This is a genomic window from Reichenbachiella versicolor (genome assembly GCF_003171675.1).
In the GTDB taxonomy this organism is placed as follows: Bacteria; Bacteroidota; Bacteroidia; order Cytophagales; family Cyclobacteriaceae; genus Reichenbachiella; species Reichenbachiella versicolor.
The window spans coordinates 733,858-759,921 of record NZ_QFZQ01000001.1; the positions used below are offsets into that span (position 1 = coordinate 733,858).

Genomic DNA, 26,064 nt, shown 5'->3' on the forward strand with positions numbered 1-26,064 from the left:
AATTAGAATGGTAGAAAAATATCAAGAACCTAAGGTAATTGCTGAAATTGGATGTAATTATATGGGGGATTTTGACATAGCCAAAGAGCTTGTTCAATTGGCTAAAACATGTGGATGTGACTACGCTAAATTTCAAAAGCGTAATGCAAAAGAGTTGTTAACGGAGGAACAATATAATGCTCCTCACCCGAATCCACGTAATAGCTATGGAGATACCTACGGTGAACACCGCGAATTTTTGGAGTTGAGTATTGATCAACACAAAGATTTAAAGAGGTTCTGCGAAGAAATAGGAATTGGTTATGCTACTTCAGTATGGGATATTACTTCAGCAAAGGATATTATAGCGCTTAATCCAGACTTTATTAAAGTACCTTCAGCGTGTAATAATCATTATGAGATGTTAGGTCTATTACGAGATAACTACGATGGAGAAGTACATGTTTCCACAGGGATGACTACCAAAGATGAAATTGACGATATTATTTCCTTCTTTGATCAAAAGGAGACAGCTAAAGAGAGATTGGTAATATATAATTGTACCTCAGGGTATCCAGTTCCGTTTGAAGATATTTGCCTTCTCGATATTTTGACTTTTTATGAGAAGTATGGTAATAAAGTCAAGAATATTGGGTTCTCTGGTCATCATTTGGGAATTGCTGTAGATGTAGCTGCCTATGCACTGGGAGGTAATTGGATAGAAAGACATTTTACCAAGGATAGAACTTGGAAAGGTACAGATCATGCTGCTTCACTTGAGGCTCCAGGGATGATTAAGTTGGTTAGAGATTTAAAAGCGACTCATAATTCATTGACTCATAAACAAGTCGATATTTTGCCTATTGAGGCCGAACAAAGAGAAAAACTAAAATTCCGAAAAGCGTGAGTGTAATAGCATTCATTCCAGTTAGAGGAGGTAGTAAGTCTATTGAATCAAAAAACATTAAAGCCTTTTGCGGTAAACCGTTAGTTTATTGGACAGCTATGGCATGTCAAGAGTCAGATTCAGTTAATAAGCTTGTAATCGCAACTGATGATAATGAGATTAAAACTACCGTGCTAGGGTTTGGGTTTGATAAATTGGAAGTTTTTGACCGAAACGATATCAATGCTACTGATATAGCATCAACTGAGTCAGTGATGCTAGAATATTTATCTTTGAGACAACATCAAGCTGATGATCAATTTGTATTGATTCAGGCCACTTCACCCTTAACCAATTCAATTCACATTGACAAAGCTGTATTACTGAGTCAAACGGATGAATTTGATTCTGTATTGAGTGCTACTTTATCTAAACGTTTTTTTTGGGATAAAGAAGGTAGATCTATTAATTATGACTACAAATCAAGGCCTAGAAGACAAGATTTTGAAGGGGTATTTCTTGAGAATGGTGCCATTTATATCAACTTAATAGGGAATATTTTAAAAGATAGAAATAGACTATCTGGTAGGATTGGGGTATTCCAAATGGGCGATGAAACTAGTATTGAAATAGATGAGCCAGAAGATTGGATAGTGGCTGAAAGGCAAATGAGAAAGTATCACCCATATTTCTCAAAAAAGAAGTCTTCTGAGATAAAAATTGTCTTAACAGACGTTGATGGGGTATTGACTGATGCTAGTATGTATTATACTGAAAAGGGAGATGAGATAAAACGTTTTAATACCTATGATGGCATGGCTTTCTCTATGCTTAGAGATAATGGAATAAAAGGAGGACTTATTACAAAAGAAAACACTAAACTGGTAAAAAGAAGAGCCAAGAAGCTTAATCTAGATTATGAGTATAGTGGTATTGATGATAAGCTTGCCATATTAGATGAAATATGCCAACAAGAAAAGATTGAATATTCTAATGTTGCGTATATTGGGGATGACGTGAATGATATTCCTGTATTAAGTGTAGTAGGTTTGGCTGCGTGCCCATCTAATGCTCAATTTGAAGTTAAATCATTATCTAATATACTTCAATTAGAAACTAAAGGAGGTAGCGGAGTTATCAGAGAGTTTATTAAACATATTATTTAATTGGAAAGCAGTCGATCAACTTGTATCATTTGTTCAAGTAAGAAGGTAGAGACTTTTAAAGTTACAGCTCGTGATATAGAAGAACTGGAATTGGTAAAATGCAATAATTGTCTCCATGTTTATCAGCCTATTGAAGAATACAAGGATCTGTATACGTCTGGGGAGTTCTCAAAAGTTGCCCGTAATAATTCTAATGTTCCATCGAATGATAAAATTAAGAGTCTTGATAAAAAAGCATTTAAACGACTTGAATTTTATAAAGGAATAATTAGTCAGTTTTCTAATACTCTTGAAATAGGTAGTTCTATAGGTTCATTTATCAGCTTGTTGAAATTGAGAGGTATTGAAGCGAGGGGAATAGAACCAGATCTGGACTACGCGAAATTTTCAATGAGTCAGTATGGTTTTCAGCAAGATTCAGCGCTACTTGAAAATTATAATTCAGATAAAAAATTCGATAGTCTTTGTTCTTTTCATGTCCTTGAGCATGTAAAAGATCCTAAAGAATTCATAAAGAAAGCTCAGGAACTTTTAAACGAAAACGGTCAAATACTTTTTGAGTTACCGTCTATGGAAGTTCACTCTTATGGTGATTTAAAGTTCACTTATTGGAGCCCGCATATACACTACTTTACCATGAGTAGTTTGTATTTTCTTTTCACACAGTTTTTTGAAGTGAAGAATATAGGTTTTTACGGGAGTGCTTTGTATGTATATGCTGTAAAGAGTTCTTCCTCTACCTTTGATAGTAAGGAGTTTAGCTCACTGAAGAAAAAAAGTATTAGGATAAAAAGTTTGATGAATATCTTTCCTTCTGTTCCAGTATTAGGTAAGAATAAGACTTTTCTAAGGCAGATGGTTGTTCAGCCTTTTCTTCAAAAGAATGTAAAGGAAGTTTTTGATCGCTATTATAGAATTGGATCTTATCATACTATCAAGGACAAGCTCTATCTGAAGAAAGAAACAAATGGTAGTGGAGGAAGTCTAAAAGCGTTTCATGTCTCTTATTACAACCTGTGGGAGAACGCTGGTGATACAATATTATCGAAATGTGTTAGGGATAATTTCAATGTACATTTTAAGCAAAAGTGGGATCTTGAAAGGGTAACAAATGTCGTTACAGATAAGACTATTAACAGAATTAATCAGAGCAAATATGTTGTTGTCGGAGGCGGGGGGTTATTCTTACCAGACTCTAATAAAAACGATGTTTCTGGATGGCAATGGGCAATCAGTAAAGAACAACTAGAGCAAATTAAAGTGCCATTATTAATCTATTCAGTTGGTTTTAACTATTTCCATGGTCAATCTACGAATTCTGAGTTTGTAAAGAACTTAAATGCCTTAGTAAATAGAGCTGATTTCTTTGGGTTAAGAAATTTAGGTAGTATTGAAAGAGTGAAGAGGTTGCTTAGGCCTGAACTTAAAGAAAAGGTGAGGTGGCAGCCCTGTACAACTACAGTAATTAGGAAAAGACTGTCGAATCTTGCAAACAAACCATCAATGCCAACTAAAAAGGTAGCTATTAATATGGCTTTTGATCGTTATGAAAAGCGATTTGAAGGAAATATGCATCAAGTAATGATTGAGACTGCTAAGGCAATGATGGATTTACAGACCAAGGGTTATCAGATATATTTAGTTGGTCATCTTGTTCAGGACTTTTGGTTTGGGTTGAGTTTAGAAGCAGAAGGGGTTAATTTTGAAAGAGTTGATCTACAATATGCTTCTCCAGAGTATGCATACACATTCTATAATGAAATGGATATTGTATTTGGAGCAAGAGGCCATGCACAGATGGTTCCTTTTGGTGTGAACACAAGGATTATTTCTCTTGGATCTCATAACAAGGTGAAGTTTTTTCTTGAGGATTTAAAAGCTGGAGATTGGTTTATTGATCTAAGAGAAGATCATGAAACTTTAAGAGAAAGAATAATTGATAAGTTTGAGTCGGTAAATGAGAAGAATGTTGAAGAGACTAATTCTAGACTTTTAGATCAACAGGATAGATTGTTTGATCAAACTTTAAAGAATTTTGAAATAATTAAAAAGATACTAAACTAATGGATCTAAAAAAGGTTCTTAACCATGTACTACCTGTATTACTTTTTATAGTTGTACTTTCAGCTTATTTCGCTCCAGTCTTTTTTGAAGGGAAACATCTAAAACAGAATGATGTTTTACAAGGAATTGCAGCAGCACAAGAAACTAGAGATTATCGTGCAGAATTAGGGGAAGAACCGTTATGGTCTGGGACTATGTTCTCAGGTATGCCAGCATATTTAATAAGTGTTCATTATTCTGGAGACTGGATGATGCATCTTAATCACTTCCTTCGTTTTTTACCGAATACAGTAGATGCAATCTTTATTAATTTTCTCTGCTTCTATATTATGTTACTCTGCTTTAGAGTTAACCCATACCTTGCTTTTGTCGGAGGGTTAGGATATGCTTTCTCTACATTTACTATGGTTACCGCGGAAGCGGGTCATTTGTTTAAAGTTTTAGCAATAGGTTATTTACCATTATTGTTTGGAGGAATTAAGCTTGTCTTCACTAATCGAAAAGTTTTAGGAGCAGCTTTAATTGCTGTAGGTACAGGACTTGAATTGGCAGCGCAACATTATCAAATTACATTCTATGGATACTTGTTGGCGGCGATTATGACCTTGACTTACATGGTAAGAGAGATTAAAAGTGTAAAGCTAGTAGTTGTTAATGGTGCCATTGTGCTTTTTTCAGTGATTTTAGGAGTAGGTCCAAGTACAGGTAGACTTTGGGGAATACAAGAATATAACCCGTATACTATCAGAGGAGAAAAAGAATTAACACCACTTCCAGGACAAACTTCTCCTAAGAAAGGACTTGATAAGGACTACGCTTTTGCATGGAGTCAAGGTGTTTGGGAAACGATGACTATGGTTATTCCAAATTTATATGGAGGAGCAAGTGGACAAGAACTAGGTAAGAACTCGAATACTTTCAAGAAACTAAAAGCTCAAAATGTTCCAAGAGGTAGCATTAAACAGTTTTGCAGTAGTGTTCCTACCTATTGGGGACCACAGCCTTTCACCTCTGGACCGGTATATTTCGGTATAACTATTTTAGTTCTTTTTATTTTAGGCTTATTTACTCTTCCAACTGCTGATAAGCAATGGTTATTAATAGGTACTATATTTTTTACTCTATTGGCCCTAGGAAAGAATTTTGCAACCTTTAACTATTTCATATTCGATTATGTGCCGATGTTTAATAAGTTCAGAGCAGTAACCATGACTTTAACCATTACTGCATTTTGTATGCTTTTGATTGGTTTATTTGGTTTACAGAATTGGTTAGAAAAACCAAAGACTGAACAATTTCAAATATTAAAAAAAGTAGCTTTAGTATCTGCCGGTGTAATTGGCGGTGTATGGATTTTTAGCTTAATGTTCTTGTCGTTCAAAGGAGAAAGAGATGCTTCAATGCAATTTCCCTCTTGGTTGATGGATGCGATAGTTGAGGACAGAAAAGCATTGTTTCATAGAGATTCCTTAAGATCTTTGTTCTTTGCCTTGACAACTCTTGGAAGCTTGTTTTTGTTTTATTTAGGTAAAGTCAAAAAAACAGGCCTTTTGGGATTGATAGTCTTATTCTCATTGCTTGATCTTTGGTTTATAAATAAAAGGTATCTTAACTCTAATGATTTTGTAAGACAAAAAATTACGGATCAAATAAGTCCAAGTAAGATTGATTTGCAGATTCAGAATGATAAATCAAATTATAGAGTATTGGATTTGAATAACCCATTTAATAATGGAATTACTTCCGCACATCATAAATCAATTGGAGGCTATCATGGTGCTAAGATGCAGAGATATCAAGATTTGATCGAAAGGCATATTTCAAAAAATAATCAGAAAGTGCTAGATATTTTGAATTGTAAGTATTTGATTACAAATCAGCCTCAGCAACCATTTATTGAAAGAGAGACTGCGTTAGGAAATGCTTGGTTTGCAAATAATATTATAAGGGTATCAACTGCTGATGAAGAGATTGCGGAATTAGCCACTTTCGATCAAAAAAATGATGCTGTTGTGGATGTAAGTAAGTTTAAGTTGTCTCGCAACGCAATAAGTAATGCCGAGGCATCAATTAAATTAGATTTATATCAGCCAAACTATCTAGTATACTCTACAAATAATGATGATAATGGTTTTGCAGTATTTTCTGAGATATATTATGCCGAAGGTTGGGATGCATATATTGACGGGGAAAAGGTTCCTTATTTAAGAGCTGATTATATTTTAAGAGGTTTAGAGGTTCCAGCAGGTAAGCATAAAGTTGAGTTTAAGTTTCAGCCCCAATCTTACTTTATAGGTAACAGAGTTTCTATGGGGGCATCAATATTGGTAGTTTGCTTAGTACTTGGGGCTGTTTTCGTTGAAGTGAAAAAGCAAAAAGAGGTTTAGTCGAAAAAATTGCACTGAGTTTAATTCCCCCTCCCCCCTTTTTGTTTGGTTGAGCTTAACTTAAATTCCGAAATACCAGATTTCTTTGAGTTGAAAAAATTTATTCAAAAGGTGTATAAAGTTCTCCTTTAAGATATTCATTGTATTCATCACAAGTCATTCTACCAGAGAGTCCGGATACAGGACAAGTTTGATAAATAGCTCCAAATTTTCCAGGGGTAATTAGTACTCCAGTTCCTTGGCACACAGGGCACATTACTATAGGGGCGGGGCAATCATAGTATTCTTCTTCTGTTAGTTTTTTTACTGTCTCGTTAAGAATATCATCCTTTTGTTTTTGAAAAGCAATAGTGGAGAGTTCAAGATATCTAGAAGCTTCATCGAAAAACTTACCAGGTGTACCTTTTAGTTCAACGTATTTTGTTAACCAATTTATTGACTGCTTGTATTTTCCAAGATGGAATGAGTTTCTTCCGAAATAGTATGCTAGATCACTAGGTAGTTTTTCAAGCAATCCCATTGCCTCTCTAAATAGCTCATCTGCTATTACATACTTGCCATCTGCCATAGCATCAGCTCCCTGATCCATTTTCATAAGACCATCACGCTTCATTATTCCTTGTCCCAATCCAATATGAGTAATGAATAAAAAACCAATTAGGAAAAAGTATTTCATAAGTAAAAACTTAAACTAAAAATGCAATTTTTGAGATTGGGGTTGCAATCTAATTAGTATAAGGTAAAACTCTTTTAAGACTTAATCATAAGTAATTTATAAGTGTTATTTTGACAATAAAAAAGAATATGTTTTGAATCTTACGAACCATTTACGATAATTGCAACACGATATAAAGTATGAACAAAAATAAATCATATTACAACTACTTCTATTACTTCTACTATTCAGTAGAGGCGAGGTAGTCTATAGGTTCTTGTTCAATAAGAAATTATAAAAGCCTCGATCAAAAGTCGAGGCTTTTTTTATAACAAAATTTTAAATGGAAGTTGGAATTCAAGGCGTATTAGGATCTTTTCATGATCAGGCGGCATCTATCTATTTTGTTGAAGAGAATGAGATTTGCCTCAAGCCATTCCATGATTTTAGATCATTGGCAAAAGCTGTATCTAGTAAAGAATTGGATTATGGAGTAATGGCTATTGAAAATACGATTGCAGGTAGTATTTTACCTAACTATGCCTTGATGAATGAATACGATTTGGAAATTTCTGGAGAGGTTTATATTCGAATTCAAATGAATTTTATCGCACATCCTGGGACTAAAGTAGAAGAGTTGACACATGTTTATTCTCACCCAATGGCTTTATTACAGTGCGCCGATTACTTGTCAAAATATCCAAACTTAAAGTTGACGGAATCTGATGACACAGCTGACAGTGTGAGAATGGTCAAGGAAGAGGGGATGATGCATGCAGGGGCGATTGCTAGTAAGAAAGCAGCTGATATTTTTGGTATGCAAATGCTGGATGAAGATATCGAGACTAATAAAAAGAATTATACACGTTTTTTGATCTTGAAGAGTCGCATGAATGGGCATGAAGGAGTTCCATATAAAGCTTCTTTGAGAATTGTAACTAAACATGATCCAGGAGCATTGGCCAATGTGTTAACTGCGTTTAAAGATCACAATATTAACCTGACTAAAATTCAATCAATGCCAATCATAGGTGAGCCATATAGATATGCTTTCAATATAGATGTGATATGGGAGGATTATGCTGAATATGAGCAAGCAATGAAAGAAGTAGCAAAAAGCTCAGAAAGCATTAAAGTACATGGAGAATACGAAAAAGGAACAATACCAACGCAATGATAGAGGTAGCAGATAGAATATCGGAAGTAAAGGAATACTACTTCTCAAAGAAACTAGATGAAATTAGGGGAATGATTGCTGCTGGTCATGACGTGATCAATTTAGGAATAGGTAGTCCTGATCTTCCTCCAGCTGAAGAAGTGGCTCAGCAGTTGATTGATAGTGCAAAAGATACTTCCAAGCATGCATATCAATCATATCGATCTATTCCAGAGTTACGTCAGGCAATCGCTGATTTTTATATTGGACATTACGAAGTGGAGTTAAATCATGTGACTGAAATTTTACCACTTCTAGGGTCAAAAGAAGGTGTGATGTACATCTCAATGGCGTTTCTGAACCCAGGAGATACCGTATTAGTACCTAATCCAGGGTATCCAGCCTATAAAACAGCTGCTGAAATGATGGGGGCAAATGTTGTTTTTTATGATCTGACTGAAAAAACAGGGTGGTTACCAAATTTTCAAGATATAGATTCAGAAATAATAGAGTCTGCCAAGTTAATGTGGGTGAATTATCCAAATATGCCAACGGGCAAAAAGGCAGATGAGAAGATTTTTGAAAGTATAGCAGCTTTCGCGAAAGAGAATGAAATTCTTGTTGTCAATGATAACCCATACAGCTTTATTCTAAATGATAATCCAATCAGTTTATTGTCTGTTGGGGGCAGTAAAGAAAATTGTCTGGAGCTGAATTCTATGAGTAAAGCTTTTAACATGGCTGGCTGGAGAGTTGGGATGGTGTGTGGTCGTCAAGAATACATAGACGCTATATTGAGAGTAAAATCAAATGTTGATTCAGGAATGTTTAGACCCATTCAAGATGCAGCTATCAAAGCGTTGCAGCTTCCATATTCTTGGTTTGAAAGTATTAATGCTGAGTATCAAGAAAGAAGGAAATTAGCTGAGCAAATATTGGGTGTTCTAGGATGCGGATATGACGAAGAACAATCAGGCATGTTTATGTGGGCTAAGATTCCAGAAGGAAGAAAGAGTGAAGAGTTTGTAGATGAGATTCTTCATGATAAACATGTATTTATTACACCTGGAACTGTTTTTGGGACTAATGGAGAAGGGTATTTGAGGATTTCACTTTGTTCTAAAATAGAGGTTTTTAACGAGGTTATAGGAAGGTTGACAGCAGTGAACGCATGAAAGTTGTAGTTGTTGGATTAGGTCTTATTGGAGGTTCTGCTGCTTTGAAGCTTAGACAGACTGGTTTTGCTACAGATTTGGTAGGAGTTGACCGTAACGATAAAAATGCTGATAAGGCCGTTGAGTTAGGACTAGTAGATAATATCTCGGATTTGTCTGTAGTTGCGGAGGCAGAGTTGGTGTTACTGGCAATCCCAGTCACTAGTATGGAAGCGGTATTACCAAGTATTCTAGATCAAATAGGAGAGCAGACCACAGTGCTTGATTTAGGATCTACCAAAGAAAGAATTGCTCTAGCTGTAAAAGGTCATGATAAGAGATCACAATTTGTAGCTGGGCATCCAATAGCAGGTACTGAGAACTCAGGTCCGGAAGCAGCTTTTGCTGAATTATTTGAAGGTAAAACTGGTATTTTATGTGATGTTGAGGAGAGTTCAAAAAGTGCATTGTCTATATCTAGAGACTGTTTTAATCATTTAGGGATGCACTTAATCGAGATGGATAGTAAAGAGCATGATAGGCACATAGCTTATGTATCACATATCTCGCACATAAGTTCATTTGTACTAGGACAGACAGTATTGGAAATAGAAAAAGATGAGGCTAGTATCTTCAATATGGCAGGTAGTGGTTTTGAATCTACTGTACGATTAGCGAAGAGTTCTCCAGAGATGTGGGCTCCTATTTTTAAACAAAATAAAACGCACATTTCTAGTGCTTTAGAAGCGTATATAGATAATTTAGCGCGATTTAAAAAGATGATTGATGCTAGCGATGAGGTTGATTTAATCAAAACTATGCGCGAAGCAAATGATATTAGAAGGGTCTTAGACGGTATTAACGGTAAGGCAAAAAATAAACAATTGGTATAACGGGAATTTTTTATAAACATGAAGATTGATTTGAATTTGACTCCAATGGATCAATGGATCGAAGGTGTAAAGTTGCCTTTGATAATTGGTGGTCCATGTAGTGCGGAGAGTGAAGAGCAGGTTTGTGCAACTGCTAAACTGATAAAAGAGCATACAGATATTCAGATTTTAAGATCTGGAATTTGGAAGCCAAGAACTAGACCTGGTAGTTTCGAAGGTATCGGAGTAAAAGGCTTACAATGGTTGAACAAGGCTAAAGAAGAAACTGGTCTTTTGACTGCTACAGAAGTAGCTACACCTGAACATGTCGAGTTGGCTTTGAAATATGAAATTGACATATTATGGGTTGGAGCTAGAACTACTGTAAACCCTTTTTCTGTTCAGGCAGTTGCTGACGCTTTAAAAGGCGTTGATGTTCCAGTATTAGTAAAAAATCCTATTAACCCAGATTTAGCACTTTGGATTGGTGCATTGGAAAGAATTAATGGTGCTGGCGTTACTAAGTTAGGAGGGATTCACAGAGGTTTCTCTGCTGCAACAGGTTCTAAATATAGAAATGATCCTACTTGGAGTATTGCTATCGAGTTGAAAAGATTAATTCCAGATTTACCAATTGTATGTGATCCATCTCATATTGCAGGTAATAGAGATTTGATTGAGCCTATTACTCAAAAGGCATTTGATCTTCAAATGGAAGGTGTAATGATTGAGTCTCACTTGGACCCAGATAATGCTCTTTCTGATGCTAAGCAGCAAATTACTCCTCAAAGACTAGGAGAGATTTTGAATGATGTAGTGATTAGACATGGTGAATCTGATAACACTGATTTCGAAATTAAATTGAAAGAATTGAGAAGCGATATCGATAAGATTGATGCTGAGTTGATCGAAACATTGGCTCAAAGAATGAAGATCGCTGAGAAAATCGCTGAGCACAAGAAGGATAATGAAATCACTATTCTACAGCCAGGTAGATATGATGAAATCATGGAGAATAGAGTTGCTCAAGGTAAAAAGGTAGATTTGAAGGAGTCTTTTGTGCACGATTTGTATGAATTGATTCATGACAATTCTATCAAAAGACAAACAGCCATAATGAATGGTGAAGGTTAGTAGTAAATGAAAATGGCATTTTTAAAAGTCTGACTCTTTGAGAGTCAGACTTTTTTGTGTAATACTACTAGTTATAGTTTTGTTTTGATGTACAAATCACTAAGTTTGCACACCAAAATTTAAAGGCGGAACGATGGCTGTAACAAGATTAAAAAGAAAAGGAAGAAGAAATAAAGTAGTTGCTAAAAGTAAATTGGCTAACATCCAAAGACTTAGTGCATCTCCAGTGATAAAAAATGTAGATGTAGAGGCAATCAAAGAAGAATTTAAAAAGAATGCTTCTAAAGCTGCGCCTAAAGCAGAGAAGAAAGAAGTAAAAGAGGAACCAAAGGCTGAGAAAGCTGCTCCAAAAAAGAAAGCCACTCCTAAGGCTAAAAAAGAGGAAGAAGCCAAAAAAGAAGAAAAATAATAAGCATCCGCTTACACTCATGAAGGGCTGTTTCGATTCGAGACAGCCTTTTTTGTTTTATACTATTTTGTTATAGCTAATTATTGATTTATCTGTAAACAAAAAGCCCGTTCCGAGTTATTCGGAACGGGCTTTAGTCTTTTTGACTCTTTAGTAGTTTTACACGTCTACGTTCGCGTATTTAGCATTCTTCTCTATGAACTCTCTTCGTGGTGCAACTTCATCTCCCATCAGTACTGAAAACAAGTGGTCAGCTTCAGCAGCTGATTCTATAGTAACTTGTTTAAGTGATCTGTTTTCAGGATTCATAGTAGTCTCCCAAAGTTGCTCAGGGTTCATCTCTCCAAGACCTTTGTATCTTTGTAGTCCTACAGAGTCTTCTTTGCCTTCTCCTGCCATTTCAAGAGTTGTTCTAGCTCTATCTTCTTCGGACCATGCATATCTCTCTTTTTTACCTTTCTTCAATAGATAAAGAGGAGGAAGAGCTATATATAAATAGCCGTTATCAATTAGTTGCCTCATGTATCTAAAGAAGAATGTTAAGATTAATGTACGTATGTGAGAGCCATCAATATCAGCATCTGTCATGATGATAATTTTATGATATCTCAGTTTCTCCATGTTCAAAGCTTTAGGGTCATCATCTGTACCGAATTTAACTCCTAATGCAGTTATCATATTTTTAATCTCGTCGTTGTCGTAGATTTTATGCTCTTGAGCTTTTTCCACATTTAGGATTTTACCTCTAAGTGGGAGAATGGCTTGGAAAGCTCTATCACGCCCCTGCTTGGCAGAACCACCAGCTGAGTCACCCTCTACAAGGTATAATTCGCAAATTGCTGGGTCTTTTTCTGAGCAATCTGCAAGTTTACCAGGAAGTCCAGTTCCAGATAGTACATTTTTTCTTTGTACCATTTCTCGAGCCTTACGAGCTGCATTTCTTGCTTGTGCAGCAAGAATTACCTTTTGGACTATTGCCTTTGCTTCTTTTGGATTTTCTTCCAAGAACTCTTGTAGCATCTGCGAAACACTTGCGTCAACTGCTCCAGAAGCTTCTGAGTTACCAAGTTTTGTTTTTGTTTGTCCTTCGAATTGAGGCTCTGCTACTTTTACAGAAATAATAGCAGTTAATCCTTCTCTAAAGTCATCTCCAGTGATATCTATTTTGACCTTATCAAGCATTCCTGACTTATCAGCATATGCTTTCAAGGTTCTAGTCAATGCTCTTCTAAAACCTGCTACGTGAGTACCGCCTTCAATGGTGTTGATGTTGTTTACGTATGATACTACATTCTCTGAGTATGAAGTATTGTAAGTTAAGGCTACTTGAACAGGTATTTCACCCTTTTCACCTTCCATGAAAACTGGATTTGGAATTAGCTTTTCTCTAGACCCATCAAGATATTCAACGAATTCTCTTAAGCCTCCTTCAGAGAAAAATTCTTCACCTATGAAATTTCCTTCTTCATCAGTTTCTCTCTGATCTTCAAGGTATATTTTAATTCCAGCATTGAGGAATGAAAGCTCTCTAAGTCTGGAGGCAACTGTTTCATACTTGTATTCACCAATAGTGAAAATTTCCATATCAGGAACAAAGTGAACAGTAGTACCTGTAATGTCAGTAGTTCCTATCTCTTTTACATCATACTGAGGGATACCTCTAGAGTATTCCTGTTGGAATATCTTACCTTTTCTATGAACAGTAACCTCTAACTTAGTAGAAAGTGCATTAACACAAGAAACACCTACACCGTGTAGTCCGCCAGATACTTTATAGGTATCCTTGTCGAATTTTCCACCAGCATGAAGGACAGTCATTACTACTTCAAGAGCAGATTTTTTTTCTTTAGGGTGCATATCGGTTGGGATACCTCTACCATTATCCTTGACAGTAATGGAGTTATCTTTATTAATAGTTACGTAAATAGTGTCACAGTGCCCAGCCAACGCCTCATCTATAGAGTTGTCAACAACTTCCCAGATCATATGGTGAAGACCTTTGATACCAACATCTCCGATGTACATTGCAGGCCTTTTTCTTACCGCTTCGAGTCCTTCGAGGACGGTAATATTACTTGCTGAATAGTCTGTCTTTGGGGCTTTATTTTCTTCGCTCATTTTCCAAAATTATGCTTCGTCATGTAGAGTTCTTTGAGTAAATAACATGTCATAGTTAAAACTATTAACATGCTCAAGAACAGATGCATGATCATCATATAAAATCTTTCAAATCTAATCAAAATAGGTTCGATCATAAGCTTAATATTAGGATAATTTATACGTCATCTAGCACTATAGAGTAAGTCTGAAAATTGTTAATGGTTTTACTTGATTAAATTGCGTTTCATTGTAATTAAAAAATAAGAATACGTGTCTCAATCACCTATTTTGAAGGATATATCCCTTCAGCCATATAATACATTTGGACTAGATGTCAAGGCCAATTATTTCTTGGAGTTTACTAGTTTGGAAGAATTGAAATTTGGACTCAATTGGTCAAAGGATAATTCAGTAGAAAACTTCATCTTAGGAGGAGGCTCTAATATTTTATTGACTACAGATTTAGACTTCTTAGTAATGAAAAATTCTTTGTCAGGTATAGGGCAGATAAAAGAAGATAAGGAGCATGTATGGGTCAAAGCACAAGGTGGAGAAATTTGGCATGACTTTGTTATGTATTGTATTGATCAAGGCTGGGGAGGAATAGAGAATTTATCTTTAATTCCAGGTTCTGTGGGTGCTGCACCAATGCAAAATATAGGTGCCTATGGAGTAGAAATAAAAGATGTTTTTGATTCTCTTGAGGCTCTTAATATAGAGACTGAACAGACTGAAGTTTTTGAAGCAAAAGCTTGTCAATTTGGATATAGAGAAAGTGTATTTAAAAGAGCGTTAAAAGGGAAGTATGTGATTACGTCGATGACATTGAAACTTAGTAAACAGCCAAGAATTAGTGTTTCATATGGAGCTATTGAGGAAGTGTTGAAATCTCATGACATAACTGAACCTACCATCAAAGATGTAAGCAATGCGGTAATTGAAATTCGTCAATCAAAACTTCCAGATCCAACTAAGATCGGTAATTCTGGGAGCTTTTTTAAGAATCCAGTGATTCCTGAAAACCAGTTTGAACAATTGAAAATTAAACATCCAAATATTCCTTCATATTCTCAATCTTCAGGAGACGTTAAAGTGCCAGCAGGTTGGTTGATAGATCAAGCAGGTTGGAAAGGCTACAGGAGAGGTGATATTGGTGTTCATGATAAACAGGCATTGGTCTTAGTAAATCATGGTGGTGGAAATGGTAGTGAAATCCGTCAATTGTCTGAAGATATAAAAGCATCTATCAAGGAGCAGTTTGGAATCACTCTTGAGACAGAAGTGAACTTATACTGATATGATAAACTTAAAGGATTACTGGGTATTAGTAACTGGAGCATCATCTGGTTTGGGAGAGTCTATAGCCTTTGAATTGGCCTCTAGATATCAGGCTAACTTAGTATTAGTAGCGAGGAGGGAAGAGAAGTTGGAGGCTCTAAAAAACAAAATTGAAGAAGCAGCGGATGTTGAGATTAAGTTGATATCTGCGGATTTGAGTGAGGCGAAACAAATCGATGAAGTAATCAAAGAGTGTTTGAATCTCAAAAACTTCTATGGCGCGGTATTGAATGCAGGGATGACTTATTTAGGTAAGTATGTAAAGCAACCTTTGGATAGTCAACAATCAATTATTCAGCTCAATATTCAAAGTTCAGTGCAGTTGACTGATGCTTTCGTAAAACATTTTGAACTGTCTGGTGATACTGGTAGACTTATGGTCATTTCTAGTTTGGCGGCAAAAGTACCAGCTCCCTATCAGTCTATTTATTCAGGGACAAAGGCATTTCTAACTAATTTTTACCATAGCTTAAAGCATGAGTTAAGAAACAAGAAACTAAAGCTATCAGTTTTTAGCCCTGGGGGAATCAAAACAGAAATGACCGATGCTGATGGGTTCCAAGATATGGAGAAGTTTCTAATGCCAGTCAATGAAGCAGCTGCATTAGCTGTAACCACTTTTATAAAAGGTAGTCATGATTTTATCCCAGGTATAGGTAATAGAATAGGTATTGGTGCTCTTTCATTGTTTCCAACTAGAATATTCTCAAAGGTGATGGGAGGGAAGTATTTAAAATCTATCGAGAAAAACAAATGAAAGATATAGCAGCTCGGATTGTTAAAAGTTAAGAGTGTGACTATTAATGTTTCAATTCGATGTCGTAGGGTTTCTTGTAAGACATCGGTTTTATAAAAATTGTGGTTGGTTGCGTGAATAGTTCTATAAAAACTTAATTTGTGAACAAATCATTAAACACAATTATGAAACTCATTACTTCTATTACCATCCTTGCCTGTTACTTTCTATTGCTTTCTTGTACTTCTGTAGAGAAAGCTCCGACTCCCGAGCAAATTGAACTTGAATCTAAACGAGCCAATGATTTTTTTGAAAAGTCATTTAATCAGTTGCTAGATCGAACACCTTCATGGCAGTCTTATCTGGGAATTAAAACTGACTATGACAAATGGGATGATATTTCTCAAGAAAATGCTCTTAAGGAAATCGAAATAGCAAAAGAACAACTTCAATATCTATTAGATTCTATCAATCCCAAGTTATTAGATAAACAAACAGGTATTAGCTACCGATTGTTTAAAGAGAATATGGAGAATCAGATAGCAGATTATAAATGGAGGTTACATGATTATCCAGTAAATCAAATGTTTGGAGTTCACTCCGGAACACCAGCTTTCTTAATCAATATACATCAAGTGTCAGATTCTAGTGATGCCGTGGCCTACATAGAGAGGTTAAAAGGAATAAAACCATATTTCAAACAGTTAATTGATGGGTTAAAGCTAAGGGAAGACAATGGAATAGTACCTCCTAAGTTTGTATTCCCTAGAGTAATAGACGATAGTAAAAACGTTATTAGTGGAAAACCTTTTGAAGGTGAAGGGACAAATGCTTTGCTTGAGGACTTTACTAGAAAAGTGAATGGAATCGAATTGATGGATGAAACCAAAGAAGCTTTAATAGCTGAGGCAGAGGCAGCCTTGATGAATTCCGTAAAACCTGCTTATGATGAGTTAATTACCTTTCTTATTAATCAGGAGAAAAGAGCTACTACAGATGATGGTGTTTGGAAGATGCCAGAAGGGGATGCCTTTTATGCTAATGCTTTGAAACGTACGACTACCACGGATATGACCGCAGAAGAGATTCATGAAATAGGTCTTAAAGAGGTCGCTAGAATACATGATGAAATGAGAGCGATCATGAAGCAAGTAGAGTTCGAAGGTACTTTGCAAGAGTTTTTTGTATTCATGAGAGACGATGAACAGTTTTATTATCCAGATACAGAAGAGGGTAAGAAAGCGTATTTGGACAGTGCTGTTGTCATCATAGATGACATGAAAAAGGAGTTGGATTCATTGTTTATCACAAAGCCAAAGGCCGATATTATAGTAAAACGTGTTGAGGCATTTAGAGAGAAATCAGCAGGAACTGCTTTTTATCAATCTCCAGCGCCTGATGGATCCCGACCAGGAACGTATTATGCCAATTTATATGATATGACTAATATGCCTAAGTATGAAATGGAGGCTTTGGCATATCATGAAGGAATTCCGGGTCACCATATGGAGAGAACAATCTCTCAAGAGTTACAGGGTATTCCTGAGTTTAGAAAATATGGTGGATATACAGCTTATGTTGAAGGATGGGGACTTTATTGTGAACTCGTTCCAAAAGAAATCGGGAAGTATTCAAATCCATACTCAGACTTTGGAAGATTAGCTATGGAGCTATGGAGAGCTTGTCGTTTAGTGGTAGATACTGGTATTCATTTGAAAAAATGGACTAGAGAAGAGGGGATTAAATATTATCAGGAAAACACCTCTGCTAGTGAAAAGCAGTGTATTAAAATGGTTGAACGTCATATAGTAATGGCTTCTCAGGCTACTGCATATAAAGTGGGTATGTTGAAAATCTTAGAATTGAGAGCTAAAGCCAAAGAACAAATGGGAAGTAAGTTCGATATTAGAGAGTTTCACGATGTAGTCTTGACAAGTGGAGCAGTTCCTTTGAATATTTTAGAGTCTCTTGTAGACGATTACATTAGCTCAAAATAATTAGGCTTTTAGTCAATTTAGACTAGCTATGGGTGATAGTGAAATGTTGAATATATGTTTCACTATCACTTTTTATAAATAGAACTTACTGCAAATTAATCTTGTAGAATATTACTTACGAATGTTGATTTTAATAACATCCACAGAAGGAAGAATACAATAGCCCATTTCAAATAGATAGGGTAGAAGTCGGTAGTGTCCTTGAATCGATTTTCTTTGATCTCCGCTTTTTCGTATTTGTCGATAAGCGAAAACACTTGTTCAAGTGCTTGATTGTCCGAAACTCTAAAGAACTCTCCATGACCTATCTTGGCTATTTCTCTGAGTGTAGTTTCATTTAAAGAGTTTTCAACATATCTAGGTCTTCCAAAAAAATCTTTGCCGAAAGGTACTTTTCCTTCCTTACCAATAGCGATCGTATAGATTTTAATATTATATGCGTCTGCTAACTCTGCGGCTATAATTGGATCAATATTTCCAGCCGTATTATCTCCATCTGAAAGTAGAATTATAACCTTAGACTTAGTCTCAGATTCTCTCATACGGTTTGTACCAACCGCTAAAGCACTTCCAATGGCAGTACCGCTCTTTTCAATTAGACCAAAATCTATATCATCGATATATGTATTTAATAAGTTGTAGTCTGAAGTTAACGGTGATTTAGAAAATGCTTCACCAGAGAAAACTACTAGCCCGATACGATCTTGGAATCGACCTTCGATAAAACTCTTGGCAGTTCGTTTTGCGGCTTCCAGCCTATTAGGTTTGAAGTCTTCGATTTGCATGGACTCAGATATGTCAATCAACAGCATGATGTCAATTCCCTCAGTCCATTGTTCTACTTTTTCATTTGTTTTCTGAGGTCTGGCCAGTGCGGTAAGAAGTAGTGCGAAAACAATAAGCAGGATGATGTTAGGAATGTGGCGAAGAAGACTTTCTGCGCTCCATTTGATATCTCTCTCCATTAAGGCTACCGAGAGTTTTTGTCCTTGTAGGATAGTATATAGCCACCAACCGATTAAAAGTAATGGAATGCCAGCCAAACCATAAAAGGCTATCTTATTTTCCCATTGAAAATTCTGAAGTATAGACCATGAAAACCACTTCAGAGATACCCAATCAGATGTGTTGCCAAATTGCTCACCCATTTCGTATTTGTTTATTGTTTTCCTATTGCCAGTTGTAAGGAGTTAAACATGTTCTTGATATAATAATGAGTTAAAATCAATTAGACTGATTTTAACTCATTTACTTTCTCTTGATACTTGTTCGCAGTGAAATCTTCTAATGATTCGAAATTTTTATGAATTTCTTCTAATGTGACATTGCTATAAATAGCCCTATCTATGTTTTTGAGCGTGTCGATAAGTAAAGATTCATAACCAACTCTTTCAATTTCTTTAGATGTGTACTTAGTGAAAGGTTTATCCTCTAGTTTCTCCATATAGGTCTTCCAAACAATCAATACTTCTTCTATCAATGTCTTATCAGATTGGTTTTTTCGAATATTTGAAATTCCGATCTCCAGATTGATAGAGAACCTTTCAAAGTCTTTTTTCATTCGATATAGTTTAATCCTCATTTTTATCTTCTTGCCGAAGAGAATTGCTGCTCCTATTATTAATACTGCGAAAATTCCGAGACCAATCATCAAGTATGGGTAATTAAAATCATAATCCACATCGAAGTAGTCTACATTCTTTATTAGACTCAATGAGTCTGGAACTTGAGCCACATATTGAACTAGAATGACCGAATCCAAATTGGACATTATTTCAACACTATCAGCACCGTTGAGTATATAAATAGGAAGTTGTAGGCTCTGAATAGGATCGATTTCAAAAGTAGAAATACCGTATACTACGCTATCAGTAGCCATAGTACTGTCTACCGTCGTTTCGAAATACTTCTTACTATAGAATTCGAAAGATCCAAAACTGTATGTAGAGTCTGGATATATAATTTGCAGCCTTTTAGGATACTTAACAGTAAGTGCATAGCCAATTTCTTGACCTATTTTGATACTGTCGGACAAGAATTCTCCACGAGGCTTGATTTCTTGAGCCCTTAATTGGGAAATCCCTAATACGAAAATGATGATGGCTAAAAGTCGTTTATCCACTTTTTCTAACCTTGTTTCTGATTTTAAATAATTTAATCAACTTCGGAACATAGTCCTCAGCAGTATTGATATTGAGGTAGTCAGCCCCATTTCTCCTACAAAATCCTTCTAAATCGACTTGCTTATTGCCAAACGAGTTATCAAGTTTCTGTCGGAAAGATTTAGAATTAGTGTTTTTCCAGAAAGTCTTTCCTGATTCTTTATCAATCATCGGGATAATACCCAGTTTTGGGAAAGAAGTTTCTCTAATGTCACTAAGATGTATGACTACCAAATCGTGATATCTGGCTAGCCCTTTCAAGTCATGTTCATAGTTTTCATCAATGAAGTCGGAGATCATGATGATCACACTTTTCTTCTTGAACATACCAAGAGCAAACTTGACAGCAGCACTAATGTTGGTTCTTTTTGATTTGGGCTTTAGTTTAAAGATTTCGTTGACAATCTGAAATGAATGCTTCATTCCTTTGCCGGGTTTGACATATTTTTCTTTCTGATCAGAAAAACAGATTAGCCCTACCTGACTGTTTTCTTTCAAAGCAGACGTAGCCAATAGTGCACATATCTCCTTGCTGACGTCTATTTTTTGTTGTCCTTTGGCTCCTATTTCTTGAGAAGCACTGACATCTAGCATGAAAAATACGCTTTGCTCTTTCTCTTCTTTGAAAGTCTTGACAAAAGTTCCATGACCTTTTGCTGATACATTCCAGTCGATCGTTCGGATATCATCTCCATAGGCGTATTGACGAACGTCATCGAATTCCAATCCAGAGCCCTTGAAAATAGAGTGAAAGTCACCTTGCATCTGAGAATTAATGGCCTTTCTGATTCTTATCTCGTATTTTCTTAACTTTTTGAGGATGTCCTTCATTCCTTGTACTTTTGAATCCGTAAAATTATTCTTTTACAGAACTTTTCAAATGTTGAAAAACTTCATTTTTGGAGCGTTAGTGACGCTCTTTTTTATTCAATGCAGTTCGCGGCAAAATAGCGAAAAAATACTCACACGTGCACAAATGGTATCTGTTTTAACAGATATTCACATTTTGGAAGCCAAAGTTCAACAATTATCGATTCGTAAAAAGGACTCGGCTATCAAAATCTTCAATAGCTATCAACTGGACTTATTCGAAAAGCATAATGTCACTAAGAATCAGTACGAAAGGAGCTATACATACTATGCTGAAAGACCCAAAGAGCTAGAAGCCATTTATGCTATTATAGTAGATAGTTTGAATCTTCAAGAACAGAAAATAAATATGCTCGTATTGAAGCAAGAAGAATTGGAAGCGTTGGCTGAAGAAGCTAGACAAGATTCTATTGCACAAGTAAAATTGAGAATGGATTCTTTAAAGGTTTTGGCTGATACATTAGATATATCTGTTGATTCTCTGATTTTCTTGACTGATTCCATGCAATACAATCTAGATTCGCTAGGGTTGACAGGGTTCTATGATGCGTATTTTGATTCATTGGCTAGAGTAGATTCTATTCAATTACTGGCTGATACTCTTGGGATATCGACAGATTCATTGAAGTATTTGGGAGATTCTCTAGGTTATACCTTGGACTCGATAGGCATGGTAGGACTGTTTGATGAGGAATTAGATTCTTTATCAGAGGAATTGATTGTTGAAGATTCTTTAGAGAATAAGGAAATAATAGAAGCGAAATAAATTGCGAGCATACCCATTAGATTTAGAGGCTAAACTCAGCTTCGATAAAGTAAAAGACATACTTGAGGAGAATTGTATTAGCGATATGGGTAAAACCTATGCGCAAAAGGTAGCTATCTCCAGTCATACTAAAAAAATTAACGAGTGGCTGAGTCAAACTCGTGAGTTTATTCATATTCTGACTTCCAGTACAGGCTTCCCTCAGTCGGGTTATATTGATGTATCCACACATCTCAAACAATGTGAAATACCCGGTACATTTCTAGATGAGGATTTGCTATTTGATATCAAGTTGGTTTTGGATACACTGATCAAAGTCAATAGATTTTTCAAAGAAAATGGAGAGGAGTATCCTATTTCCACTGAGCGTTTTTCCAATGAACTATTAGATGAAGGTCTGCATCATCATTTAGACCTAAAGATTGATGAAAAAGGGCTGCTTAGAGACAATGCTAGTCGTGAATTGATGGAAATCAGAGAGAAGATTTCCAAAGCTCAAATTAGGGCTAGGACTTCTGTCAATAAAATATTGAAACAGGCTAACGGTCACGGGTATACACCTGAAGATGCAGGTTTAACAATTCGTGACGGGCGATTAGTGATCCCTGTATTAGCTGAGCACAAGCGTCATATCAAAGGATTCGTACATGATGAATCTTCTACTGGACAGACAGTATATTTAGAACCAGCTGAAGTTCTTGAAATTAATAATGAAGTACGAGAGCTCAAATATGCAGAGCGTCGCGAGATCATTCGTATACTGACAGAGTTAACCGATCACGTTCGTATCAATTCTGAAGGAATCAAGAAAGGGTTGAAGATGCTTGGGATTATTGATTTTGTACGAGCAAAAGCCCAGTTTGCTGTCGACTACAATTGTATTTGTCCAGAGCTTTCTAATCAGCAGCTGGTAGAATGGCAAAATGCCAGACACCCTATTCTTGAGAAGTCTTTAAAATCCACAGGTAAGAAAATAGTTCCGCTCAATATTAAATTAGATAAAGAAGATAGGATACTATTGATATCAGGTCCAAATGCAGGTGGTAAGTCTGTATGTTTGAAGACGATTGGATTGATCCAATATATGATCCAATCTGGTATTCCAGTATCAGTAGGAGAAGGGTCTAAGTTCGGAACCTTTGATTCGATCTTTATTGATATTGGGGATGAACAATCAATAGAGAATGACCTCAGTACGTATAGTTCGCATTTGACGAATATGAAGTACTTTCTTGAAAATGCAGGTAAAAAGACTATTTTCTTAATTGATGAATTCGGTACTGGTACTGAGCCACAGTTTGGAGGAGCTATTGCAGAGACAGTTCTATTTGAGTTGAATAAAATGCGTACTTATGGTGCTATCACAACTCACTACGGTAATCTTAAAAAGCTGGCAGATAAGCAAAAAGGCATCATCAATGCCGCAATGAAGTATGATGTGAAACGCTTGGAACCGATGTATGAATTGGAGATAGGAAAACCAGGTAGTTCGTTTGCATTGGAAATAGCTGGTAAGATCGGTCTAGATAAAGATATGCTAGAACGTGCAAAGAAAAAGGCTGGTGTTTCGCATGTTCAGTTTGATCGATTGCTCAATGAATTGGAGAACGAAAAGAACCATATTGATAAGCAAAAGAAGGAGATAGAGGCAAAAAACCAGCGGTTAGCAGATAGTATCAAGGACTATGAAGATCTTAAAGTTTATCTCGAAAAGCAGAAATCAAAGGTCATCTCTGAAGCTAAGCAAGAGGCTTCTCGCGTCATAAAGGAGTCCAATAAGAAGATCGAAGCTACGATCAAACAGATTCAAGAATCTAAGGCGGATAAGAAACGAACTTTGGAAGCGCGTGAAAAACTTAAGTCGCACGAGGCGAAGTTGGAACGTCAGCCTAAGAAAAAAGAAGCTCCTAAAGTAGCTGTTGCGATCAAAGATATTGACCCAGTAGTCAAAGTAGGAGATAAGGTTAAGATCATAAAGTCAGGAGCAGCAGGAGAGGTAGTTTCCATTAAAGGAAAAGATTTAGAATTGCAGCTAGGTGGACTGACTTCAAGAGTCAAGTTGAAGGATGTAGAAAAAATCTCGTCCAAGCAGTATAAACAGACAGCTGAAAATAGAGTGCAGCAGATTACGGGGATCGATCTCAATAAGAAGATGGCGATGTTCAGTCCTACATTGGATATTAGAGGAGTTCGTGCCGAAGAGGCCATAGGTAAGGTGGAAGATTATATAGACGAAGCATTGCTACTTGGTCATACTGAGGTTAAAATTTTACACGGCAAAGGACACGGAATACTTCGTGATTTGGTCAGAAACGTACTTCGTGGTAATCACAAAATTATAAGTGCTGTAGATGAGCATGTCGAACGAGGTGGTGCTGGTATTACAGTGGTAACTTTAGAAGAATAGATTATCAAATCTGTAAAATAGATTCGTCAATTTGCTCTAGGTACAAATCCAAATTAATCGGTTCGTAGGAGCCATGAATAGATAAGTTCTCTAGAGTTTCCGTGTGATAAACAACTTCTACAAATAATCCCAAACAATAAAATAACGCTGTAGAGAAGTGGTCGAACTCTTTACTTCCCAGTGGTATCCGGTTGTAAAACAATATTCTTAGTTGAGCTTCTTTGTTTAAAGACTGGAATACTTCCAGTGACATATCTAGATGCTTATTATTCATTTTTTTTATTGGGATTGATTTGTGCTCCTATTGATTCCAGAAGCCAAAAACCTTACTGTACTACATTCATACGATGATGCTATTTTTAAGATTGTCAGATGAAGGTAGGTTTCGCGGTTTATCATTGAATATGTCAATATTGTTCTTTTGGGGTTAAAACCATCAGAAAGTATCGGCGTCTCTTTATAGGGTGAAATTCGCTGAAATAAGTCCCTACAAGAGCAGACACTCTGCTCACATAAGGACACGATGTCTGCTAAGTACTGAGCAGAGTGTCTGCTCAATAGTGAGCACATATTCTGCTCTTATGAAAGTAATTATACATGAGTCATTAGATTCATTGTATGAGGACTAGTAAGCTGTATCGATATCTATTCAATTTTGTCAATTTTTGAAAGGTCTTTTATAATAGCCTTACCTGTCCAACACTTGTCCCTTATGCGGGACAACACCTGTCCAGCATAAGGGAAAGAACCTGTCCTGCATAAGGGATCAAAATAGGATAAGCTATGATGATAGAATAGGATAACAGAATTGCATTCTTGTGATCAATATTTTCGACAATATTCTTTAGCTCTGTTACTATTCATCAGATACATTGAATGACATACATATACAGAGGCATTCCTATAGTGATATTGAAAGGGAAGGTGATAGCCAGTGCCATTGGGAGGTATAAACTTGGGTTGGCTTTAGGAGCAGCTATTCTCATTGCAGCAGGAACAGCGATATAAGAAGCACTAGCAGCTAGTATGGACAGTAAGAATCGATCTCCATCTTGGGATAGAAATAGTCCAGATAAAGCCGCAATGAATATGCCATTCACAATAGGAACTAAAATTGAAAAAGCAAGTGCAAACCATCCTTGTTTGAGTAATGAACCAATTTTATGTCCACTTGATATTCCCATATCCAATAAGAAGACGGCAAGAAACCCTTTGAATATATCTGTTGTAAATGGTTTGATACCTTCAGCTTGTGCGTCGCTTGCTAAAAACCCTATTACCAAACTTCCAAGAATCAAGAGTACACTACCATTCGTCAAAGCGTGTTTGATGACGTCAGATATTTTTTTCGAAGAGTCACTTTCAGTTGAATGTATGCGCATAAGGAGAACTCCTATGATGATTGATGGAGCTTCCATCATTGCCATCACTGCGACCATATGACCTCCAAAATCAATTTGTTTCATTTCAAGAAAACTAACCGCTGTCACGAACGTAACCGCACTCACAGATCCATAGGCAGCAGCTATAGCACCTGAATTCTCTACATTGAATTTAAGTCTCAATACAAAAAATGTGTACACAGGGACTAGCAGAGCCAGAGTTATTCCACCTATTACTGCATACACGATTTCATTGTTAAATGTGCTATGCGAAAGTTCTTGACCGCCTTTGAAACCAATCGAGAGTAATAAATACAGTGAAATGAATTTGGAAGATTGCTTTGGAATTTCAAGATCACTTTTGATTTGAGATGCTAGTATTCCTAATACAAAAAACAGTAATGCAGGGTTGGTTAAGTTGTCAGCAAATAGTTGTAAATCCAT

General features: G+C 36.2%; 21 protein-coding genes. 14 read left to right on the plus strand and 7 right to left on the minus strand.

Features of this window, described 5'->3' with window-relative positions; all coding sequences use genetic code 11:
- Window positions 1-7 precede the first annotated feature (7 nt).
- From DKG80_RS02975 to DKG80_RS02990, 4 genes are read left to right on the plus strand one after another with little or no spacing between them, the layout of a single operon-like run.
- Window positions 8-886, plus strand: coding sequence for an N-acetylneuraminate synthase family protein (locus tag DKG80_RS02975; protein WP_109829797.1), 879 nt, complete (start codon window positions 8-10; stop codon window positions 884-886).
- Window positions 883-2,031 (plus strand): acylneuraminate cytidylyltransferase, encoded by a 1,149-nt coding sequence (locus DKG80_RS02980; protein ID WP_109829798.1) that lies wholly within the window; start codon window positions 883-885, stop codon window positions 2,029-2,031. The genes DKG80_RS02975 and DKG80_RS02980 overlap by 4 nt, the downstream gene beginning before the upstream one ends.
- Window positions 2,032-4,095, plus strand: coding sequence for a methyltransferase domain-containing protein (locus DKG80_RS02985; protein WP_109829799.1), 2,064 nt, complete (start codon window positions 2,032-2,034; stop codon window positions 4,093-4,095). It abuts the gene before it with no gap.
- Entirely contained in the window at window positions 4,095-6,482 is a 2,388-nt protein-coding gene (locus DKG80_RS02990; protein ID WP_109829800.1) for a YfhO family protein, read from the plus strand. Before DKG80_RS02985 ends, DKG80_RS02990 begins: the two co-directional genes overlap by 1 nt.
- Window positions 6,483-6,582: 100 nt before the next feature.
- Here the strand turns inward: DKG80_RS02990 and DKG80_RS02995 are convergent, their stop codons facing one another.
- Window positions 6,583-7,158, minus strand: coding sequence for a hypothetical protein (locus DKG80_RS02995; RefSeq protein WP_109829801.1), 576 nt, complete (start codon window positions 7,156-7,158; stop codon window positions 6,583-6,585).
- Between the two features lie 322 nt (window positions 7,159-7,480).
- Between DKG80_RS02995 and DKG80_RS03000 the strand changes: the two genes are divergently transcribed.
- The 5 genes from DKG80_RS03000 to DKG80_RS21230 all read left to right on the plus strand — a co-directional run bounded on the left by DKG80_RS03000 (window position 7,481) and on the right by DKG80_RS21230 (window position 11,862).
- Window positions 7,481-8,314 (plus strand): prephenate dehydratase, encoded by an 834-nt coding sequence (locus DKG80_RS03000; protein WP_109829802.1) that lies wholly within the window; start codon window positions 7,481-7,483, stop codon window positions 8,312-8,314.
- Entirely contained in the window at window positions 8,311-9,468 is a 1,158-nt protein-coding gene (locus DKG80_RS03005) for a pyridoxal phosphate-dependent aminotransferase (RefSeq protein ID WP_109829803.1), read from the plus strand. The genes DKG80_RS03000 and DKG80_RS03005 overlap by 4 nt, the downstream gene beginning before the upstream one ends.
- A complete protein-coding gene (locus tag DKG80_RS03010) occupies window positions 9,465-10,340 on the plus strand; it encodes a prephenate dehydrogenase (protein ID WP_109829804.1) in 876 nt (291 codons plus the stop codon). The genes DKG80_RS03005 and DKG80_RS03010 overlap by 4 nt, the downstream gene beginning before the upstream one ends.
- Before the next feature lie 18 nt (window positions 10,341-10,358).
- Window positions 10,359-11,453 (plus strand): chorismate mutase, encoded by a 1,095-nt coding sequence (locus tag DKG80_RS03015; RefSeq protein ID WP_109829805.1) that lies wholly within the window; start codon window positions 10,359-10,361, stop codon window positions 11,451-11,453.
- Window positions 11,454-11,586: 133 nt separating this feature from the next.
- Window positions 11,587-11,862, plus strand: a complete 276-nt coding sequence (locus tag DKG80_RS21230) for a hypothetical protein (RefSeq protein ID WP_185140161.1) — start codon at window positions 11,587-11,589, stop codon at window positions 11,860-11,862.
- Window positions 11,863-12,021: 159 nt separating this feature from the next.
- On the opposite strand, the gene gyrB is transcribed toward DKG80_RS21230, so the two are convergent.
- Window positions 12,022-13,980: a DNA topoisomerase (ATP-hydrolyzing) subunit B gene (gyrB, locus tag DKG80_RS03025; RefSeq protein ID WP_109829806.1), complete on the minus strand. Its 1,959-nt coding sequence runs from the start codon at window positions 13,978-13,980 to the stop codon at window positions 12,022-12,024.
- Window positions 13,981-14,250: 270 nt separating this feature from the next.
- Between gyrB and murB the strand changes: the two genes are divergently transcribed.
- From murB to DKG80_RS03040, 3 genes are all read left to right on the plus strand, one after another.
- Window positions 14,251-15,258, plus strand: coding sequence for a UDP-N-acetylmuramate dehydrogenase (gene murB / locus DKG80_RS03030; RefSeq protein WP_317048727.1), 1,008 nt, complete (start codon window positions 14,251-14,253; stop codon window positions 15,256-15,258).
- A 1-nt stretch (window position 15,259) separates the two neighbouring features.
- A complete protein-coding gene (locus DKG80_RS03035; protein WP_109829807.1) occupies window positions 15,260-16,057 on the plus strand; it encodes an SDR family NAD(P)-dependent oxidoreductase in 798 nt (265 codons plus the stop codon).
- 140 nt (window positions 16,058-16,197) lie between these two features.
- Window positions 16,198-18,033 carry a DUF885 domain-containing protein gene (locus DKG80_RS03040; protein WP_221409035.1) on the plus strand — a complete coding sequence of 612 codons (1,836 nt, stop codon included), beginning with the start codon at window positions 16,198-16,200 and terminating at the stop codon, window positions 18,031-18,033.
- A 95-nt stretch (window positions 18,034-18,128) separates the two neighbouring features.
- Here the strand turns inward: DKG80_RS03040 and DKG80_RS03045 are convergent, their stop codons facing one another.
- The 3 genes from DKG80_RS03045 to DKG80_RS03055 all read right to left on the minus strand — a co-directional run bounded on the left by DKG80_RS03045 (window position 18,129) and on the right by DKG80_RS03055 (window position 21,026).
- A complete protein-coding gene (locus tag DKG80_RS03045; RefSeq protein ID WP_109829809.1) occupies window positions 18,129-19,181 on the minus strand; it encodes a vWA domain-containing protein in 1,053 nt (350 codons plus the stop codon).
- Window positions 19,182-19,261: 80 nt separating this feature from the next.
- Window positions 19,262-20,155: a hypothetical protein gene (locus DKG80_RS03050; protein ID WP_109829810.1), complete on the minus strand. Its 894-nt coding sequence runs from the start codon at window positions 20,153-20,155 to the stop codon at window positions 19,262-19,264.
- A complete protein-coding gene (locus DKG80_RS03055) occupies window positions 20,148-21,026 on the minus strand; it encodes a DUF58 domain-containing protein (protein WP_109829811.1) in 879 nt (292 codons plus the stop codon). Before DKG80_RS03055 ends, DKG80_RS03050 begins: the two co-directional genes overlap by 8 nt.
- 49 nt (window positions 21,027-21,075) lie before the next feature.
- On the opposite strand from DKG80_RS03055, the gene DKG80_RS03060 reads away from it, so the two are divergent.
- Together DKG80_RS03060 and DKG80_RS03065 are read left to right on the plus strand one after the other, a co-directional pair.
- A complete protein-coding gene (locus DKG80_RS03060) occupies window positions 21,076-21,831 on the plus strand; it encodes a DUF4296 domain-containing protein (protein ID WP_262509891.1) in 756 nt (251 codons plus the stop codon).
- A gap of 1 nt (window position 21,832) precedes the next feature.
- Window positions 21,833-24,238 carry an endonuclease MutS2 gene (locus tag DKG80_RS03065; protein WP_109829812.1) on the plus strand — a complete coding sequence of 802 codons (2,406 nt, stop codon included), beginning with the start codon at window positions 21,833-21,835 and terminating at the stop codon, window positions 24,236-24,238.
- A 4-nt stretch (window positions 24,239-24,242) separates the two neighbouring features.
- Here DKG80_RS03065 and DKG80_RS03070 read toward each other — a convergent pair whose 3' ends face one another.
- Window positions 24,243-24,512: a hypothetical protein gene (locus tag DKG80_RS03070; protein ID WP_109829813.1), complete on the minus strand. Its 270-nt coding sequence runs from the start codon at window positions 24,510-24,512 to the stop codon at window positions 24,243-24,245.
- 589 nt (window positions 24,513-25,101) lie between these two features.
- Window positions 25,102-26,064, minus strand: a complete 963-nt coding sequence (locus DKG80_RS03075) for a sodium-dependent bicarbonate transport family permease (RefSeq protein ID WP_109829814.1) — start codon at window positions 26,062-26,064, stop codon at window positions 25,102-25,104.

Bases quoted from the DNA above. Each gene is read 5' to 3' on its own strand.
- DKG80_RS02975 (WP_109829797.1), top strand. From the start codon at position 8: ATGGTAGAAAAATATCAAGAACCTAAGGTAATTGCTGAAATTGGATGT.
- DKG80_RS03055 (WP_109829811.1), bottom strand. From the start codon at position 21,026: ATGAAGGACATCCTCAAAAAGTTAAGAAAATACGAGATAAGAATCAGA.
- gyrB (WP_109829806.1), bottom strand. From the start codon at position 13,980: ATGAGCGAAGAAAATAAAGCCCCAAAGACAGACTATTCAGCAAGTAAT.
- DKG80_RS03000 (WP_109829802.1), top strand. From the start codon at position 7,481: ATGGAAGTTGGAATTCAAGGCGTATTAGGATCTTTTCATGATCAGGCG.
- DKG80_RS03075 (WP_109829814.1), bottom strand. From the start codon at position 26,064: ATGGATTTACAACTATTTGCTGACAACTTAACCAACCCTGCATTACTG.
- DKG80_RS21230 (WP_185140161.1), top strand. From the start codon at position 11,587: ATGGCTGTAACAAGATTAAAAAGAAAAGGAAGAAGAAATAAAGTAGTT.
- DKG80_RS03015 (WP_109829805.1), top strand. From the start codon at position 10,359: ATGAAGATTGATTTGAATTTGACTCCAATGGATCAATGGATCGAAGGT.
- DKG80_RS03070 (WP_109829813.1), bottom strand. From the start codon at position 24,512: ATGAATAATAAGCATCTAGATATGTCACTGGAAGTATTCCAGTCTTTA.
- DKG80_RS02995 (WP_109829801.1), bottom strand. From the start codon at position 7,158: ATGAAATACTTTTTCCTAATTGGTTTTTTATTCATTACTCATATTGGA.
- DKG80_RS02990 (WP_109829800.1), top strand. From the start codon at position 4,095: ATGGATCTAAAAAAGGTTCTTAACCATGTACTACCTGTATTACTTTTT.
- DKG80_RS03045 (WP_109829809.1), bottom strand. From the start codon at position 19,181: ATGGGTGAGCAATTTGGCAACACATCTGATTGGGTATCTCTGAAGTGG.
- DKG80_RS03035 (WP_109829807.1), top strand. From the start codon at position 15,260: ATGATAAACTTAAAGGATTACTGGGTATTAGTAACTGGAGCATCATCT.
- DKG80_RS03005 (WP_109829803.1), top strand. From the start codon at position 8,311: ATGATAGAGGTAGCAGATAGAATATCGGAAGTAAAGGAATACTACTTC.
- DKG80_RS03060 (WP_262509891.1), top strand. From the start codon at position 21,076: ATGTTGAAAAACTTCATTTTTGGAGCGTTAGTGACGCTCTTTTTTATT.
- DKG80_RS03010 (WP_109829804.1), top strand. From the start codon at position 9,465: ATGAAAGTTGTAGTTGTTGGATTAGGTCTTATTGGAGGTTCTGCTGCT.